Source organism: Aquimarina sp. (genome assembly GCF_977115655.1).
In genome coordinates this window covers 73,706-93,906 of the sequence record NZ_CDSBKO010000005.1, presented here as the reverse complement: position 1 = coordinate 93,906, position 20,201 = coordinate 73,706, and the positions used below count along the sequence as shown (strand labels likewise).

Annotated in this window: 13 protein-coding genes; 11 read left to right on the top strand and 2 right to left on the bottom strand. The window is 32.2% G+C overall.

Annotation, left to right across the window (positions count from 1 at the left end; translation table 11 throughout):
* Positions 1–636, top strand: coding sequence for a ribonuclease H1 domain-containing protein (locus ACZIYX_RS03680; protein ID WP_462680840.1), 636 nt, complete (start codon positions 1–3; stop codon positions 634–636).
* A gap of 600 nt (positions 637–1,236) precedes the next feature.
* Positions 1,237–1,413: a hypothetical protein gene (locus tag ACZIYX_RS03675; protein WP_462680839.1), complete on the top strand. Its 177-nt coding sequence runs from the start codon at positions 1,237–1,239 to the stop codon at positions 1,411–1,413.
* Positions 1,414–1,765: 352 nt separating this feature from the next.
* Here ACZIYX_RS03675 and ACZIYX_RS03670 read toward each other — a convergent pair whose 3' ends face one another.
* Entirely contained in the window at positions 1,766–2,878 is a 1,113-nt protein-coding gene (locus tag ACZIYX_RS03670) for a matrixin family metalloprotease (protein ID WP_462680838.1), read from the bottom strand.
* A gap of 565 nt (positions 2,879–3,443) precedes the next feature.
* Between ACZIYX_RS03670 and ACZIYX_RS03665 the strand changes: the two genes are divergently transcribed.
* Positions 3,444–4,373 (top strand): PfkB family carbohydrate kinase, encoded by a 930-nt coding sequence (locus ACZIYX_RS03665; RefSeq protein WP_462680837.1) that lies wholly within the window; start codon positions 3,444–3,446, stop codon positions 4,371–4,373.
* Between the two features lie 87 nt (positions 4,374–4,460).
* Positions 4,461–6,359 carry an amidophosphoribosyltransferase gene (locus ACZIYX_RS03660; RefSeq protein WP_462680836.1) on the top strand — a complete coding sequence of 633 codons (1,899 nt, stop codon included), beginning with the start codon at positions 4,461–4,463 and terminating at the stop codon, positions 6,357–6,359.
* A 380-nt stretch (positions 6,360–6,739) separates the two neighbouring features.
* Here ACZIYX_RS03660 and ACZIYX_RS03655 read toward each other — a convergent pair whose 3' ends face one another.
* Entirely contained in the window at positions 6,740–7,348 is a 609-nt protein-coding gene (locus ACZIYX_RS03655; protein ID WP_462680835.1) for a superoxide dismutase, read from the bottom strand.
* 194 nt (positions 7,349–7,542) lie between these two features.
* Here ACZIYX_RS03655 and ACZIYX_RS03650 point away from each other — a divergent pair, with 194 nt between their 5' ends.
* The 7 genes from ACZIYX_RS03650 to ACZIYX_RS03620 all read left to right on the top strand — a co-directional run bounded on the left by ACZIYX_RS03650 (position 7,543) and on the right by ACZIYX_RS03620 (position 19,645).
* Complete coding sequence (locus tag ACZIYX_RS03650) at positions 7,543–10,698, top strand: UvrD-helicase domain-containing protein (RefSeq protein ID WP_462680834.1); 3,156 nt, start codon at positions 7,543–7,545, stop codon at positions 10,696–10,698.
* Between the two features lie 285 nt (positions 10,699–10,983).
* Positions 10,984–12,381, top strand: coding sequence for an OmpA family protein (locus ACZIYX_RS03645; protein WP_462680833.1), 1,398 nt, complete (start codon positions 10,984–10,986; stop codon positions 12,379–12,381).
* A gap of 139 nt (positions 12,382–12,520) precedes the next feature.
* The gene (locus ACZIYX_RS03640) at positions 12,521–15,268 is read left to right on the top strand and encodes a PD-(D/E)XK nuclease family protein (RefSeq protein ID WP_462680832.1); all 2,748 of its coding nucleotides are present in this window, start codon (positions 12,521–12,523) and stop codon (positions 15,266–15,268) included.
* Between the two features lie 102 nt (positions 15,269–15,370).
* A complete protein-coding gene (locus ACZIYX_RS03635; RefSeq protein WP_462680831.1) occupies positions 15,371–16,219 on the top strand; it encodes an alpha/beta hydrolase family protein in 849 nt (282 codons plus the stop codon).
* Positions 16,220–16,276: 57 nt separating this feature from the next.
* Positions 16,277–16,561, top strand: coding sequence for a hypothetical protein (locus tag ACZIYX_RS03630; protein WP_462680830.1), 285 nt, complete (start codon positions 16,277–16,279; stop codon positions 16,559–16,561).
* A gap of 81 nt (positions 16,562–16,642) precedes the next feature.
* Positions 16,643–19,033, top strand: a complete 2,391-nt coding sequence (locus tag ACZIYX_RS03625; protein WP_462680829.1) for a TonB-dependent receptor — start codon at positions 16,643–16,645, stop codon at positions 19,031–19,033.
* 12 nt (positions 19,034–19,045) lie between these two features.
* Positions 19,046–19,645 carry a type 1 periplasmic binding fold superfamily protein gene (locus ACZIYX_RS03620; protein ID WP_462680828.1) on the top strand — a complete coding sequence of 200 codons (600 nt, stop codon included), beginning with the start codon at positions 19,046–19,048 and terminating at the stop codon, positions 19,643–19,645.
* Positions 19,646–20,201: the final 556 nt, after the last annotated feature.

Below are 20,201 nucleotides of genomic sequence, written 5' to 3'. Positions count from 1 at the left end.
ATGTCAAAAAAAGAAAAATTTTATGTTGTCTGGGAAGGGCACAGACCAGGAATTTATACAAAATGGGAAGATTGTAAGGCAGCTGTAAATGGTTTTACAGGAGCAAAATACAAATCTTTTGATTCTTTTGACATTGCAAAAAAAGCATATAAAGGAGATTATGAAGATTATAAAGGAAAAAGTAGCCCTAAAAAGGCTCTTACCCCAGAGCAATTATCAAAAGTAGGAGAGCCTAACTTATATTCTATCGCAGTAGATGCTGCTTCTAGTGGTAACCCCGGTAAAATGGAATATCGTGGAGTAGATACCCAAACTTACAAACAGCTTTTTCATCAAGGCCCGTTTCCTGAAGGAACAAATAATATAGGAGAATTTTTGGCTCTTGTGCATGGGCTTGCGTATCTTAAAAAGATAAATAGTGATCGTATACTGTATTCTGATTCTAGAATAGCGATAGGTTGGGTAAAACAAAAAACCTGCAAAACCAACTTAGTAAGAACATCCAAAAATACAGAAATGTTTGCATTGGTAGATCGTGCAGTACACTGGCTTAAAAATAATACATATACCACCAAAATTGTAAAATGGGAAACCAAAGCATGGGGAGAAATTCCTGCAGATTTTGGCAGGAAGTAACATGGATTTTTGATCAAAAAGCATAAATCAATAACCATAAAACATCATGGTTTTTTCTCATTACTTAATAAGAATTTTTATTCTATTTTAGTATATAAATTATCCTACCCTAAAATGAATATCTATAGTAATCAGTTATTTGATAACTGTCTCGAAATAGATATTTATAAAATCAATGAATATTATTATGTATAAACTATCTTTTTAAATAAGGATAGATGATAGTTGTTGCGCAACAATCAGGCGAAAACCGAAAAGCCTTGATAGAATAGGTAGATAATTTTAAAGAATCAGGTGTTTTTGAAATATATGTATATTATAAGTTTCGTTTTAATCATATCCTGTAGCAAATAGATGAATCAAGTTAACTATCATTTTATGGATCTTGATTCTTTGATAACTTCTTTACATACAAAAGAAAAGAAAAGAAAGAAAAATTTCTTGTAGATTTATTTCAACAAGATCAAGAAGTAAGGGGTTCGGATAAAAAATTGGAGATTTTAAAAAGGAATAATTGTGATATGAAGTCAGAAGAATTTCAGAATTATGCCAGAAAAATGGTGGATACAGATTCTATGAATTTTTTAAAGACAAAAAAATATGTTAGAATCTTTTGGATATCCTGATTATTTAGAATCTGATTCAAAAGCTAATTATGCTTTAAACGTAATTGCTTTACATCAATCTTTTAACAAGCAGCTAGTGTTATTTCCCTATATATATAAAGCGTATAATGATGGTTTTGTAAACAGTGAACGTTTTTCTTTTTTTTCTTAATAAAATGCATATTCACAAATATGGAGAGAGTCATCCACATGCAATTACTTATGAGGAAAATATAGAGCAGTTATTGAAGAGACTTCAACTAAAATAAGGAGTGTATTATGAATTTGAAATTTTATGGTATAAGATTATGTAAGCTTGTTTTCTCAAGCAGAAATAGGGATGAGTTGAATTAAACAATGTATTTATTTTTAAATACAAGGTGCTGATCGATGAGGAGGTAGTATTGCCTGCATATTGTATTATAGTCACTGGAATAATGGATGATGTTGTTAAAAAGAATTAGATGTAAAAAAGCCCCGATACAAGATCAGGGCTTTTTAAAAATATAAATATTATTTATTTCTTAATTATTCAAAGTAGGAAATACTGCATTACTTTTTGTTGTTGCAGATGATGTACCACATGCACCAAGATTATTCCATCCGTTAGCTGTTAATTGGTATAAATTTCCTTGATAAGTTACTTTATTACCAACAGAATAAGTATTATTACGGTTATATTCAGCAACGCCAGCACAAATATCGCCATTAGGTGTACTATCACATGCACCAAGATTATCCCATCCGTTAGCAGTTTTTTGGTATAAATTTCCTCGATATGTTACTTTATCGCCAACAGAATAAGTGTCGTTACTGTTGTACTCGGCTACACCGTCACATTTACCACCACCAGTAGTAGAACCAGGATATATTCTTGCAATAAAAGACTTATCTGTGGTAGATAATTGAGTATTGTTCCCTACAGAAACGCCATCTGTAGTATGTTCTGCAGGAATAGGATAGTGCATTATTGATAATCGATCGTATGCACTGTAGTTAGTAGTACTTGCTTCATAACGTCTGAACAGGTTATTATCTACCTGTGCTCTGGTCCATCCTTGAGTTCTTTGGTAATACTCATAAACAACCTCTTTGTTCCAGTTAATTCCTGCAACAGGATTTTGATGCTCATGGATCAACCCGAGTGCATGCCCAAATTCATGAACTATAACACGTCTAAATTCCTCATCAGGTGTATTGTTGTTAAAATACTCATAATGCATACTATGAGATTGATTATTAGAATCAGTTCCTAAATATGACCAATACCCTTTTGCATTATTATAGTTGCCGAAACCAATTTTGATATTTGCACTACTATTAGAAGAAACAAATTCAAATTTTATATTGGCATGGTCTTCCCATTGTACAGCATATTGCTTTACTTTGGATTGTAAATAGCTACTTCCATTTAAAAATTTTACACGGATAGTTTGTCCAGGTTGCCATTGTACATCTTTAACACTGGCGGCTTTAGACTCATTAGTATTCCATTTTTCAATACATACATGAGCAGTACTTTTTGCGATTGCGTCCTGATTTGTTTCGGCTGTGAATTCAGAATCTTTTTCACAATTGAAGAATAAAACTGAAAGAGAGGTAGCTAAAACAAGTTTAGCTAAATTTAATTTTTTCATAATTATTGTAAGTTTGAGTTTATGTTGGATACAAGAACGTAATTTTTTTAAGATTATTTTAGTGTTATGTCATTAATTTTAATAAAACATTATTTTTTTTTTAACTATAGTGCTTAAAAATTATTATTTTAACATAGTTGAAGAGCAGACGAAACCTTGATAAACTATGATATAGTGAAGTAAAAAAATTGGTTTAAGGATTCTGTCGTTATAAAATGAGACACGAGATAATAATTTAATCCCTTATTTGGAGTCTGATTTCCCAAAGCTTGCCTCGAAAACAGAATATATTTTTAAAGAGTATACCTCGTGAGCTTACTTTAAGATTATTGATTATTAAAGAAACATTAATAAATACCCCAAAATACTTTTTGATTTTTGAAAAATAAAAAACGTAAACATCTTGATCCTAACATCTGTCAGACAAGGATAAAAACAACAATCAGGAAAAGTTTTTTTGAAATAAATAACACCTTTTGAGTATAGACTCTCAAGGTTTTAAAAAACCTTGAAGGTCTAACTAAAAGTAAAACGTATATTTGCAAAAAAATTATTACGCTACTTTATGAGCAAATTACTTATTGTAGGCTCTATTGCCTTTGATGCTATTGAAACTCCTTTTGGTAAAACAGATAAGATATTAGGAGGAGCAGCACCTTATATAGCCCTTTCTGCATCTAATTTTAATGTTTCTTCTGCAATTGTTTCTGTAGTTGGTCAAGATTTTCCGGTAGATTATCTCCAAATGCTAAAGGAAAAGAATATTGATATTTCTGCTATAGAAATAGTAAAGGGAGGAAAAACTTTTTTTTGGAGTGGCAAATATCACAATGATTTAAATTCAAGAGATACACTAGACACACAACTTAATGTACTTGCTGATTTTAATCCTGTAGTTCCCAATAATTATAAGGACGCAGATATTGTGATGTTAGGAAACTTAAATCCATTGGTACAGCTTGGTGTTATAGAACAACTTACTCATAGACCAAAACTTACCATATTAGATACCATGAATTTTTGGATGGAAGATGCTTTTTTGGAGGATCTTTTAAAAGTAATTTCAAAAGTAGACGTGATTACTATAAATGATGAAGAGGCCAGACAGTTAAGTGGAGAATATTCCCTTGTAAAAGCTGCAAGAGCGATCGAAAAAATGGGTCCAAAATATGTAGTGATTAAAAAAGGAGAACATGGGGCACTGTTGTTTCATGAGGAACAAATTTTCTTTGCACCTGCATTACCATTAGAAGAAGTTTTTGATCCTACAGGAGCAGGAGATACATTTGCAGGTGGTTTTGCAGGGTATTTAACAAAAACAGGTGATGTCTCGTTCGAGAATATGAAAAAAGCAATCATTCACGCATCAAACTTAGCATCTTTTTGCGTAGAAAAATTTGGAACAGAACGAATGGGAAACTTAAATAAAGATGAAGTTCAAAAACGACTTCAGCAATTTAAAGAACTAACACAATTCGAAATAGAATTATCTTGACACAAAATATAGCCCTAAAGCAATTGTTTGGGGCTTTTTTGATTATAATATACATAACACAACAATAGTTAGAATATTTGGAATACAATGAGTGATGCATTAAAACACGAATGCGGGATAGCATTTATAAGGCTGTTAAAGCCATTAGAGTATTATAAAGAAAAATACGGAAGTGCATTTTATGGGGTAAATAAAATGTATTTGATGATGGAAAAGCAGCATAATCGTGGTCAGGATGGGGCAGGATTTGCAAGTATTAAATTAGATACAGCTCCCGGAGAACGATATATAAGTAGAGTTCGATCTATTGAATCACAACCCATACAAGATATTTTTGCTCAGATTAATGACAGAATTAATAAGGAGTTTGATGAACATCCAGAATATGCCGATGATGTTGATTTACAGAAAAAAAATATACCTTATATAGGAGAAGTCCTTCTTGGGCATGTACGATACGGTACATTTGGAAAAAATAGTGTAGAGAGTGTTCATCCGTTTTTGAGACAAAATAATTGGATGCACCGTAACCTTATTGTGGCAGGTAACTTTAATATGACAAACAATGATGTATTGTTTAATAACCTTGTAAGATTAGGTCAACATCCCAAAGACAAGGTCGATACTGTTACTGTGATGGAGAAAATAGGACATTTTCTGGATTCTGAGGTAGCTAAGCTATATAAGAAACTAAAAAAAGAAGGATTTAACAAAAATCAAGCCTCCCCACAAATAGCAGATCGATTAAATGTTGCTAAAATTCTAAAAAAATCATCAAGAGATTGGGATGGAGGATATGCTATGGCAGGGATGTTGGGACATGGAGATGCGTTTGTTTTAAGGGATCCCGCAGGAATAAGACCTGCATATTATTATAAAGATGAAGAAGTAGTTGTAGTAGCATCAGAAAGACCTGTTATTCAAACGGTTTTTAATGTTGCTTTTGAAGAGGTAATGGAACTGGATCCGGGAAAAGCAATAATTATTAAAAAAGACGGGGAAACCTCGATAAATAAAATTATGGACTCATTAGAGCGAAAGGCCTGTTCTTTTGAGCGTATTTATTTTTCAAGAGGAAGTGATGCCGAAATCTATGAGGAACGAAAAAGATTAGGAAGGTTACTTATGCCTCAGGTGTTAGAAGAAATTAACCACGATACAGTTAATACCGTTTTTTCTTTTATTCCTAATACCGCAGAAACTTCATTTTATGGGATGGTTGAAGCTGCTCAGGATGAACTGAATAAGCAAAAAAATCAAACGATACTTTCTGAAAAAGACACATTGACAGACGAACGACTTTCAGAGATTCTATCCTCCAGATTAAGAACAGAAAAAATAGCGATCAAAGATGCTAAGCTTAGAACCTTTATTACAGAAGACAGCAGCAGAGATGATCTGGTAGCGCATGTATATGATGTAACCTATGGCGTGGTAAAACCAGAAGACAGTTTGGTAATAATTGATGATAGTATTGTTAGGGGAACTACTCTTAAAAAAAGTATTATCAAGATGATGGATAGATTAAAACCAAAGAAGATAGTTATTGTTTCTTCGGCACCACAAATTCGTTATCCCGATTGTTATGGGATCGATATGGCAAGATTAGAAGGGTTGGTTGCATTTCAGGCAGCATTAGAACTTCTGAAAGAAGATGGAAATTATGATCTTGTAGAAAAAGTTTATGAAAAATGTAAAGCGCAAGAAAATTTGGCAGATGCCGAAGTGCAAAATTTTGTAAAAGAAATTTATGATGGGTTTTCTGATCAGGAAGTAAGCGAAAAGATAGCAGAACTATTAAGTGATACCTCTGTAAAAGCCGAGGTAAAGATTATTTATCAAACCGTAGACAATTTGCATAAGTCTTGCCCAAAGAATCTTGGAGACTGGTATTTTACAGGAAACTACCCAACACCAGGAGGAAATAGAGTTGTAAATAAGGCATTTATAAATTTTTATGAAGGTAAAAACGAAAGAGCATATTAAAAAACAAGAATGTTTACTACTAAAAATAGTTAATTTGTGTATTTCAACAAGTATTTTGACCTTTCATCTAAAACATTTTTTCGATACGAAATAACGTATTATATTAGCAGAGCCATAGCATAAGTAGGTTAAGTTCATGGTAGATTTGGGGCAAAAAAAGGTGGTTCTTCCACCTTTTTTTATTTTATAACAATTCGTAAAGTTATATATAAAAAGGAGGGTATCTGAAAAGTATTTAGTTGAAATAGTAATTTCTAAAAAACTCTTTGTTTCTTTTTGTGAAACCTTCTTTTAGAGCTAATTAAAAAAAATCACAATAAAAAAAGAGGATATTTGAATTTTCAGACACCCTCCTTTTTTTTCTTGAATATTTCTTTACACTATTTTCCCTGAGCATATCGCTTAGAAACCTCGCTCCATTCAATTACATTAAAAAATGCAGAAACATAATCAGGACGACGATTTTGATAGTTCAAATAATATGCGTGCTCCCAAACATCCAGTGCAAGAATAGGAGTGCCTCCACAGCCAACACCTGGCATTAATGGGTTGTCTTGATTAGGAGTAGAACAAATCTCTACTTTTCCACCTTGATGAACACATAACCATGCCCATCCAGAGCCAAATCGGGTACCCGCTGCTTTTGAGAATACCTCCTTAAAAGTATCAAAAGATCCATAAGCCGCAGTTATAGCATCAGCAAGTTCACCAGAAGGCTTTCCTCCTCCGTTTGGAGACATTATTTCCCAAAATAAATTGTGGTTATAATATCCACCTCCATTATTTCTAACAGCTCCGTTAGACATATCCAGATTGATAAGTATATTATCAATCGTTTTACCTTCAAGATCTGTCCCTTTAATTGCAGTATTCAGGTTATTGGTGTATCCTGCATGATGTTTATCATGATGAATTTCCATTGTACGGGCATCTATATGAGGTTCTAACGCGTCAAAAGCGTAGTTTAATTTTGGTAATTCGAATGACATAATGTTATTGTTTTGATTAATAAAAAATAAAAGAGACATCAAATTTAACAATTAGAGCGATGAATAAAAATTTATAATTGTTATAAATTGATTAAAACCAAAAGTAAAGATGAAATCCACGGTTTAGTCCGGGATAATTTATATAATTTGGAACTATAGAATCTCGGGTTTTAGTATTTTAGTAAAAAAAAGAATTGAACGCTACTACTGCATTTACTGTTTATAACGCTGCTGCTGGTGCTGGTAAAACATACACCTTGGTCAAAATGTATTTGATTACCTTGCTAAAGGGCGAATTTAAAGACAGTTACAAAAATATTTTGGCTATAACCTTTACAAATAAGGCAGTTGCCGAAATGAAAACCAGAATCTTAGAAAATCTCGTGGCTATTAGTACCCCCGATACTCCTGTAAAATATCAAGGCCTGCTACAAGAATTAACTGTTGAAACCAATATAGCAGAAAAAGAACTGAAACAAAAAGCAAGCAGAATGCTTAAAAGTATTCTTCATAATTATGCAGCATTTGATATTGTCACAATAGATACATTTACACACAGGATAATCCGAACATTTGCTCATGATTTGGGGATACCCATGAATTTTGAGATCGAAATGGACACAGATTCTTTAATTGAAGAAGCTGTGGATGCAGTAGTTGCCAAAATAGGGTTAAATGAAGAACTTACCAAACTGATTATTGATTTTGCAATTAGTAAATTAGAAGATGACAAAAGTTGGGATATTACTATAGAACTTAATAAGGTCGCCAGGCTTTTGTTTAGTGAAAACGATAGACAACATCTTAATAAGTTGTCAAATAAAGAGATTAGTGATTTTGAAACACTAAAAAACCTGTTATATCAAAAGGTCAAAGACTTAAAAGACAAAATAAAAAACTCTTCAAAAAAAATTCTGGATCAAATATACAGTCTGGGATTAGAGAATAAAGATTTTAACAGAGGTACTATCCCCAATCATTTTCAAAAGCTTTGCGAGGGAGTAACTAAATTAGATTTCAAAAAAACAAAATGGGCTCAGAATATTGAAGCTGCCGATTTTTATACAAAAACCTTAAAAGAAGATAAAAAAAATAGTATTAATAGTATCAGACCTATTATCGAAGCTGCTTTTATAACAACAAAAGACCAATTGATACAACTTTCTTTGTTCGGTAATATACTTAAAAACATAACCCCGCTATCCGTACTAAATGCAATTAATAAAGAATTAATAGAAATTAAGAAAGAAAGAAAAATTCTATTAATATCAGAGTTTAATACCATAATAAGTAAAGCGATTCAAGGACAACCTGCACCATTTATATACGAACGATTAGGAGAACGATACCGGGATTATTTTATTGATGAGTTTCAAGATACCTCAGAACTACAATGGAATAATTTAGTACCTCTTATAGATAATGCCGTCTCTACAGAAACCTTAACAGGAAAAAGAGGGCAAATTACCATTGTAGGAGATGCAAAACAAGCTATTTACAGATGGCGAGGAGGCAGAGCAGAACAATTTATAGACCTTTCCTCAGATAAAAACCCTTTTTCTGCAAAAGAAAAACAAGTATATAATTTACCCAAAAATTATCGTAGCCATGAAGAAGTAATTAAGTTTAATAATCGATTATTTACCTTTTTATCAAATGATTTTAGTGATAAAAAACATCGTGAACTATATGTGTCAGGGAATAAGCAAGAAACAAATTTTAAAAAAGACGGATATGTAAACATATCTTTTATCGAAGCTAAAAATGTAGCCGAAGAAAATGAATTATACCCAGAAAAAGTTTATGAAATAGTAAATAACAGGGTAGATAACGGGTATGCACTTAATGAAATATGTATTATCGTTAGAAAACAAAAAGAAGGAGCAGCAATAGCAGATTTTCTTACTCAAAAAGGGTTGTCTATAATTTCTTCAGAAACATTATTGATAAACAATGCTCCTCAGGTAGCATTTATAGTAAACATTCTTACATGGTATGCATATCCGGACCATTTATACTCTAAAATAGAAGCCCTGCATTTTTTAACAGAAAAGTTTTCTATACAAGAAAAGCATTTGTTTTTGCAAAAAATGACAGATAGTGCACCAAATATGTTCTGTGCAGAACTAAAAGAATATGGTGTAAATTTTAATTTTACGCAACTTGCAATAAAACCTCTTTATGATGCCGTAGAATATATAATAACAAGTTTTTTTCTTGCAGATACCACTACCGCCTATATGCAATTCTTTCTGGACACAGTATTTGCATTTACACAAAAATACACAGAAGGTATTGTTGGGTTTCTGGCATATTGGGAAACCAATAAAGAAAAATTGAGTATAGTAGCCCCACAAACAGAACAGGCAATCCAAATAATGACAATACATAAGGCAAAAGGATTAGAATTTCCATGTGTGATTTATCCGTATGCTAATATTAATATTTATGACGAGATTGAACCAAAAACATGGTTCCCTGTTGACAAAGAAAAGTATGCTGATTTTGAAGAAGTATTTATTAATTATAATAAAGAAATATCAGATTATAGTATAGCTGCAGAAGAAATAGTTCTACACAGGCAAGCACAATTAGAATTGGATACATTTAATTTATTATATGTAGTGCTTACCAGGGCAAAAGAACAGCTATATATTATTTCTAAATTAGATTTAAACGCTAAAGGCGAAAGCAACCCTAATACCTTTTCAGGCAAACTAATCTCGTATTTGGATCATCTGGGATTATGGAGCCCAGAAAAAACAGAATATGATTTTGGAAACCCTTTACGACCACAAATAGAGAGTGTTAATACAGACAATAAACCAAGTGCTATTAATCTTTCCGGGTTTCAGAACACATCTGGAAAATATAAAATTAGCATAGTAACCAATTCTGGTAAATTATGGGACACTGCCCAGCAAAATGCCATTGAAAAAGGAAACTTAATACATGACATTATGGCTTCTGTATACACGTGTGAGGATGTCGAAAAAGTTATAGAAGAAGCATATACAACAGGGAAAATTGTGTTTTCAGAAAAAGAAATACTTTATAATGAGATAAAAAACATTACAAATCACCCTGAACTTTCTCAATACTTTTCTAAAGACAATATTATTTACAATGAAAAAGATATTATTTATAAAGGAAAACTGTTCAGACCAGATCGAATAATAATAGATAAAAATAATTTAGCTACTATACTGGATTATAAAACAGGGACTCACAACCCTTCTCATTCTAAGCAATTAGAGGAATATACCTTTGTTCTTCAAGATTTGGGTTATACAATAAAGGATAGAATTTTAATTTATTTTAACGAGACAATTTTCTTAAAACATATATAAATAAAATGTATTTTTTAGAATTACTAAAAGAAATTTAAGGATAAAAGGTATTTTTATCTTATAATTGTAGCATAATTATGAAGATAAATAGGATATTTTTTCTTTAACATAGTTAAAATCATTGCTTTTTTTAGGGCTAAAATACTGTTGAATTAAACTGAAATTCCCTTCAAAACTATGATATATACTGGCTTGTTAAGAAAAATTTATTAGATTTATCTTTGACAGTTATTTTTAACATATTACATTTGCTCTAATTAACACTTAAAAATTAAATTATTGAATATGAAACATCTTAGCAGATTTTTAGTGGCTTCGTTACTAGTACTTGGATTTAGTACGGCGAATGCACAAGATGAAAACAATCCTTGGGCGGTTTCTATAGGTATTAATGCCGTTGACATCTTTCCTACTGGGGGAGACCTTATCAATCAGGGAGAAATTTTCGATGAATTTTTTAATGCTAGCGACCACTGGAACATACTTCCATCTGTATCCAAATTATCTGTTGGAAGGTATATAGGAGATGGTTTTTCTTTTACAGTAGCTGGGTCGGTTAACAAAATAGAAAATTTAGGAGAACTTCCTAATGGAACTCCTGTTAATGCTAATGACCTATCTTACTATGCAGCCGATGCAAAAATTGGTTACAGCCTAAAAAATTTATTAAAAACAAAATGGTTTGATCCTTACCTAGGAGTAGGTGGAGGTTATACCTGGATTGATGAAGTAGGAGCTGGAACTTTAAACGGTTCTGCCGGAATAAACTTTTGGCTAACTGAAAATTTAGCTTTTAACGTTCAATCAACGTATAAGCACGTATTCGAAGATTACGAAAAAGGAGATTATATCCCAACACACTTTCAACACTCAGCAGGACTTACTTTCGCATTTGGAGGTAAAGATACTGACGGTGATGGAATATACGATAAAGATGATGAGTGTCCAGACGTTCCTGGTTTAGCAGAATTTAATGGATGTCCTGATACTGACGGTGATGGAATCACTGATGCTAAAGATGAGTGTCCTGATACTGCTGGTACTGCAGAATTTAATGGATGTCCTGATACTGACGGTGACGGAGTTCCGGATCCTAAAGATGAGTGTCCTACTGAAGCTGGATTACCTGCACTTAATGGATGTCCTGATGCTGATGGTGATGGAATCACTGATGGTAAAGATGGTTGTCCAAACGAAGCTGGTCCAGCTGCTAACAACGGATGTCCTTACCAAGATAAAGATGGTGACGGTGTATTAGATAAAGATGATAGCTGTCCTGATGTTGCTGGTACTGTTGCAAACAACGGTTGTCCTGAAGTAACTGAAGAAGTACAAAAAACACTTAACAATTATGCAAAAACAATCTTGTTTGATACTGGTAAATCTAGTATTAAAGCAGAATCTAATAAAGTGTTAGGAGATATTATCGGTATCTTAAAAGAGTATCCAAATGCTAAGTTTACAGTAGAAGGACATACAGATAGCGTAGGTAGTGCTACACTTAACCAAAGATTATCAGATTCAAGAGCTAATTCTGTAAAAAATTACTTAACAGAAAACGGTATCGATCAATTTAGATTATCTGCTGTTGGATATGGTGAAGACAGACCTATCGCTTCTAACAAAACTAAAGCTGGTAGAGCAGAAAACAGACGTGTAGAGATTAACTTAGTAAAAGAATAAGTAATACATACTCTCACAATATAAATAGTAAAAACGTCCCGAATTTTTCGGGACGTTTTTTTATTTTTAGAACAGTAATCATCATTACACTTTTTTGCTTATAATACCACATCTGTTAACCCCCTTAAAACCCTAACATTTGAAAAGTTTTCTAAAAGAAGTATTATTAGAACTATACAATACTAATGAGGGTATAAGCGATTTGCTTTTTATTGTTCCCAGTAAAAGAGCAGGGCTTTTTCTTAAAAAAGAACTTTTGGAGATCTATACAGATACCACCCTGTTTGTACCTGTAATCCTTAGTATAGAAGAGTTTATTGTCCAGTTATCTGGTTTACAACAAATAGATAACACACAAACGCTGTTTGAGTTTTATGAAACCTATCTAAACACTCATCCTGATGTAGAAAAAGAAAATTTTGAAACATTTAGTAATTGGGCACAGACACTTGTTTATGACTTTAATGAAATTGACAGGTATTGTATCGATCACAAAAGCTTTTTTACCTATTTATCCAGAATACAAGATCTAAACCATTGGTATTTGCAGGAAGAAAAAACAGAACTGGTTAAAAACTACATTAAGTTTTGGGAAAGCCTTATAGATTACTATAATAATTTTAAAAACAAACTTTTAGATAAAAAAATAGGATATCAGGGGCTATTGTACAGAAAAGCTTCAGAAGACATACAAACGTACATTAAAACCGAAAAAAGAAAACATATTTTAGTAGGATTTAATGCCTTGAACAATGCAGAACAAATTATTTTTCAATCTCTTTTAGAATCAGATATAGCTCGTGTATATTGGGATGCAGATCAGTTTTTTTTCGAAAACACCTATCACGAAGCATCCTTGTTTTTAAGAACATATAAAAACCAGTGGGAGTATTATAAAAAGAAACCTTTGCAATGGATTAATAATAATTTTTCTTCAAAAAAAGACATCACTCTTATTGGTGTCCCTAAAAATATAGGTCAGGCAAAATCCGTAGGACAGCTACTGGGAAAAATCCCTGAATCCCAAATGGAAAAAACCGCTTTGGTATTGGCAGATGAAAGTTTGTTACAGCCATTGCTCAATTCATTGCCAGATGTTGTTAAATCCCTAAACATTACTATGGGATTACCATTAAAAGAAGTTCCGACCGCGGCATTCTTTGAGTTGTTGTTCAATCTGCACAAAACATCAACTAACCCCAAAGGATTTTATTATAAACAAGTATTAGAGATTTTAAATAGCTTACCAGCATATAGATTGCTCGGGTTTAGTGCAACAAAATTGATTCATACCATATCCAGGGATAATATAGTATTTGTAACACTTAAAAAATTACAAGAACAAGTTGTCGAAAAAGAAAAACAAATACTTGCATTATTGCTTGAGCCCTGGAAAAATGTTACCATTGCTTTGGATAGTTGTAGAAAAATAATACAGTTGCTAAAGAATAATCTGGATAAAGACAAGAACGAATTAGAATTAGAATATGTGTATCATTTTCATTTGGTATTTAATAAAATTTCTACTTTGCATAGTAAATATCCGTACTTAAACAGCTTAACATCTTTATATACATTGTATAAAGATATTTTAACAACCCAGACATTAGATTTCTCAGGAGAGCCATTTAGCGGGTTACAACTTATGGGAATGTTAGAATCCCGCTGTTTAGACTTTGAAACAGTGATAATAACCTCTGTAAACGAAGGTACTTTACCAGCAGGAAAAAGCATGAACTCTTTTATTCCTTATGACCTTAAAAGAGCATATAACCTTCCTACTTATAAAGAAAAAGACGCTATTTATACCTATCACTTTTATAGATTAATACAAAGGGCAAAAAAAGTGTATTTGTTATATAACACAGAAAACGAAGGAGTTGGTGGTGGAGAAAAAAGCAGGTTTTTACATCAATTAGAGATAGATAAAAGACCAAATCATACCATTTCTAAATATACCGTATCTGCAGAAGTACCTAAATTGGTAAAGCAGCCATTACAAGTTAGTAAAAATTTGCACGTACTATCCAGATTAAAAGATTTGGGAGGACATGGATTATCACCATCGGCACTAACAACTTATATTAGAAACCCAATAGATTTTTATTATAAATATGTTTTGGGGATTAAAGAAACCGAAGAAGTCGAAGAAACCATTGCAGCAAATACACTGGGCACAGTAATCCACAATACCCTGGAAACATTTTATAAACCTATAGAAAACAGATTTCTTAGTATCAAAGATATCCAAGAAATGAGGAGCCAAATAGATAAAGAACTTAGCAATCAATTTAAACAAGAATATACAAAACTGGATATCACGCAAGGTAAAAACCTATTAATTTTTGAAGTAGCCAAAAGGTATGTTTACAATTTTCTGAAAGCAGAAGAAGCACTTTTACAGAAAGGTTCTCAACTAAAAATTTTATCCATAGAAAACAATTTAAAAACCAAATTGCAAATTCCAGGCTTAGATTTTCCTGTTTATATAAAAGGAAAAGTAGACAGGATAGACTCGTTGGACGGGCAAATAAGGATAATAGATTACAAAACTGGCAAAGTATCCCGTAACGATGTAGTGGTTATGGATTGGGATGCTATCACAAAAGATTACAAATACAGTAAGGTAATACAGGTTTTGGCGTATGCTTATATGCAACATAATGAAAAGCCTATTCCGGAAGCTTTTCAGGCAGGTATAGTTTCATTTAAAAATTTACAGGAAGGATTTCTTAAGTTTGGAACCAAAGAAAACGTAAGAGGCAAAATAAACGATGAAATTACAGGTTCTGTATTCGAGCAATATCTAATTCAGCTACATAAATTAATTATAGAGATTTTTGATATTGAAATACCATTTACCGAAAAAGAAACAGGGGGATTATGAACAAGTACTATTTATAAGTAACCCTGCAACCAGAGCTTGTGATTTATATAAAATATCTCTGTTTGAAAAAGAAATCAGGATTAACCAATAAAATACCAGTTTATGATTGTAAAAAATAAAAATTTAGTATTAGAAGGAAAACATCAAAAACCTATAGTAACAGATATATTTTATAAAGAAGAACAATCTCAAAAACCAATAGTCATTTTTTGTCATGGGTATAAAGGCTTTAAAGATTGGGGAGCCTGGGATTTAGTAGCAGAAACCTTTGCAAATGCAGGATTTTTCTTTGTTAAATTTAACTTCTCCCATAATGGAGGAACTGTACAACAGCCTTTGGATTTTCCCGATCTCGAAGCTTTTGGAAACAACAATTACATCAAAGAGCTAGACGATCTTACAACCGTTATAGATTGGGTTACTTCTCCATATTTTGAGTTCAAAAATAAAATAAAAAAATCTGATATTATTTTGATAGGACACTCCAGAGGAGGAGGAATTGTGACCATAAAAGCAGCAGAAGATACCAGAGTTACTAAATTGATTACCTGGGCAGGCGTTTCTGACTATAAAAGCAGGTTTCCAAAGGGAGAAGCTTTTGAAAAATGGAGAAAAGATGGAGTAATGTATATAGAAAACGGAAGAACCAAACAAAAAATGCCACATTATTTTCAATTTTATACCTCTTATATAGAAAATGAAGAGCGACTTAATATTGCTATAGCAGCTAAGAAAAATCTGATACCGCATTTAATCATTCATGGCACAAAAGATCCAACAGTTAATGTGCAAGAAAGCGGGCAAATTAAGGAGTGGAGCACTAATAGTGAATTATTTTTGGTAAAAGGAGCAGATCATGTATTTGGGATAAAACATCCCTGGAAAGATAAAAATTTATCCACGCATCTTTCAATAGTACTACAAAAAACGATTGATTTTGCAAGTATTTAACACTTTATTAATTAAAAAATATAAGAAGCAATCATTTTTTTTCGTTTATTTGTCGTAATGAAGATTAACAGGCAAATACTAGCATCTATATTTTTGATACTCTTTGGGGTAATTCAATTGGCAGACTTGCATATTGTAAGTCATGATACCGATGATGTAGACTGTTCCCTTTGTAAATTTACTTCAGATAATCATAACGCTAATTTTACTTCTCCAGACACGATTACCGTTTCAGATATAATACTTGTTCCTGCAGATGTTGTTAGAATTACTTATGAAAACCGATATTTTGGTTCTAGAATTGCTCATTCCTTTTTAAACAAAGCTCCTCCTGTAGCTTAATCTTATCAAAACCGTTTTATTAGAAACAATTCAACTAATAGTATAGTTCTACATTAGTTACTCCTATTTATTTTTTTATAGATGAAAAGACACACTTGGTTATTAGTGTTTCTTCTCGGGATCAACCTCTTATCTTCTCAAGAATGTAACAATACACTTTCTGGCAGAGTTATAGATTTTCATGATGGAATCCCCCTTGAAGGCGCTGCAATAACTTTTAACAATCGTACAATTGTGACAGATGCAACAGGTATGTATACTATTGATAAGCTTTGTGCAACAGCATACGCTTTTACAGTATCTCATGAAAAATGCAACTCACAAGTAATAACATTAGATATCGCTAAGATATCTTCAAAAGACTTTTACTTAGAACATCACCTTAATGAATTAGAAGAAGTTAAAGTGGCTGGCAATACTAATAAAACAACTTCTGCACAAGAAGAAACTATTGACTCTGATGTTATTGAAAAATATAGTAGTGCTTCTTTGGGAGATGCGTTAAAAGAAATTACAGGAGTTTCTTCATTAAACACAGGTTCTACTATAGTAAAACCTATTATTCAAGGACTAAGTGGCAGTCGGGTATTGATTATGAATAATGGTGTTCGTATGCAGGATATGGAGTGGGGTGATGAGCACGCTCCTAATATGGATATTAATACAGCAGGTAATGTAACTGTTGTTAAAGGAGCTTCAGCTTTGCGATATGGTGGTGATGCTATTGGAGGTGTTGTTATTATGGAACCTAATAAAATACCCGCAAAAGATACTTTATATGGTAAAACAATCATTATAGGAGTAACAAACGGGAGAGGAGGCTCACTTTCCTCAGAGCTGGTAAAAGGCTATGAGAACGGATGGTTTTTTAAAGTGCAAGGAACTGTAAAACGTTTTGGAGATGTAGAAACACCAGATTATATATTATCTAATACAGGAGTATTTGAAAAAGGAGCATCCATATCTTTTGGGGTAAACAAATTTACTCACGGCTGGGATGCATATTATTCGTTTTTTGATAATGAAATAGGAGTACTGGCTGCTTCGCATATAGGTAATGTAGATGACCTTATCAATGCAATTAATAGCCAAAAACCAACCATTATTAGAGATTTTACTTATAAGGTAAATAATCCTAAACAAGAAGTTACACATCACTTAGGAAAACTAAGATATTTTAAACGTTTTGAAGAATTAGGAAAATGGAGTACACAATACGATTTTCAATACAACAAACGGTTTGAATTTGATGTTCGCAGAACAGAAGAACTCAGCAAATTGCCAAGTATCGATCTGGAACTAAAAACACATACTGTAACATCAGATTTTCACTTTGATTCTAATCCTGAATTTTTATGGAGTGCAGGAATAATGTTTAGATATCAAAATAACTTTGCAAATCCGGATACCGGGGTTAGAAGGTTGATTCCGGATTATGATAAGTACGATGCTGGTATGTTTATTACCGCAGAATATAATGTGAACAACAACATCATAGTAGACACTGGTATTAGATATGATTACAACCGTATGGATGCCCAAAAGTTTTATTTAAAATCCAGATGGGATGAAAGAAGGTACAACGAGGATTTTGCAGATTTTATTAAAGAAAACTTTAATTCACAATGGCTAACCAATCCTGTTTTTGATTACCACAGTATTTCTGCAACCATAGGTATGCAATATATTTTTAAAGAAGATTATCAATTTCGATTTAATTATGCATTAGCACAAAGAGCCCCGAATCCGTCAGAACTTTTTAGTGATGGTCTGCATCACTCTGCTGCCAGAATAGAATTAGGAGATTTACGAATAGATCAGGAAACATCTCATAAAATATCATTAGCAGCACAAAAGAACACAGAAAAATGGGGATGGGAAATTGCACCATACGCCAATTTGATAAATGATTATATCTTATTAGAACCAGTAGATGTACAGCTGTCAATACGAGGAGCTTTTCCTGTATGGGAGTACAGACAAGCTAATGTTACATTGTTGGGACTGGATACAAAGCTTTATTTTAATTGGTACAAAAACTGGAAAACAGATCATAGTTTTTCTATTGTAAAAGGAAATGAGAGTAAAAAACACACACCATTGATTAATATACCTCCTCCAAAATTTGATAATAGTGTAACTTATAAAAACGAAAAATGGTTTGGTTTACAAGTATCTATAGAAAATCAATATTTTTTCAGACAAAATGAATACCCATCTAACATATCTGTATTTTCTCCCCAACAAAACAGAGATGTGCTTTTGGACATTAATACTCCACCCAAAGCATATCATGTTTTAAATGCAGATACTAGTATGGAGTTTGTAGTAGGACAAAAAAGCAAATTAAAAGCAGGAATAGCCATAAATAATATATTAAATAGCACCTATAGAAATTACTTGAATCGTCAGCGATATTTTGCAGATGATTTAGGCAGAAATTTTTTACTAAGAATATCAATAAACTATTAAATTATAAAAACGATGAACACACGTAAATTTTTATCCATACTTACTGTAGGAAGTATTTTATTTGCATCTTGCTCTAATGATGATGATGATCCGGCACCAATCAATGAAGGAGAATTAATAACTAAAATGACAATATCTCTTGTAGGAGGAGGGCAAACCATAAATATGATTGTAGTAGATGAAGATGGAGCAGACGGGCCTTCAGCACCAAAAGTGACCGTTTCAGGAGATTTAAGTGTTAATACCACATACAATGGCACTATAGAGCTGCTTAACGAATCTGTCAACCCTGTTGAAGCAATTAATGAGGAAATAGAAGCAGAAGCAGATGAACATCAATTTTTTTACACTGCTAATTCTTCGTTAAAAATTGCAACAACCTATACAGATAAAGAGTCTGATTATAAGAAAGAAGACGGAACCACTTTTACATCTGTTAATCCTGTAGGATTAAAATTTACAGTAACAACCACAGATGCAGGAACAGGTGCTTTTACGGTTATCTTAAGGCATAAACCTAATAAATCTGCAACAGGAGTTGCTAATGGGGATATTACAAACGCAGGAGGCAATACAGATATAGACCAAACCTTTAATATAACAGTTAAATAATAATTAAAAATAATGATTGAGACTTTATAAGTTATGTAAGTTGAGTTTGTGTAAAAAATTACATAATTAGTTTCAATTCTGGCCCCTAGGAGTAGTTACCTAGGGGTTTTTTATGTTTTTTACAGAACAGTAGTATGGGATACACTTATGTTTTTTGTTTTGGCTCAGTTTTAACTTTGAAACAGCACTAATAAATTATTTCTTTTTCATCTATTCTTCGTACTACAGCTATACTTGATACCAGATCAAGTCTGGCACAAGCTTTTTGCCTTGAATACTTAAAAAATAAATTCAATTTCTATACACACTATTTCAAAGTTAAAAAAGAGATTTTATACAGGTGAATTAAAACTATAGAGAGAATGTAGTATTTTGGCATGAAATTTGATAAAAGAGAAATATACAAGTATTAAAGAGAATTTTATGAAAATAGGGGACAAAGATAAAATCATAACAAAAGTTAAACAAATTAAAAGAATATCATAAAAACTGGTTTTCAGTATATTAATGTCAATAATTTTATCAAGATATTATCACATCATTAAATGTTAATTAT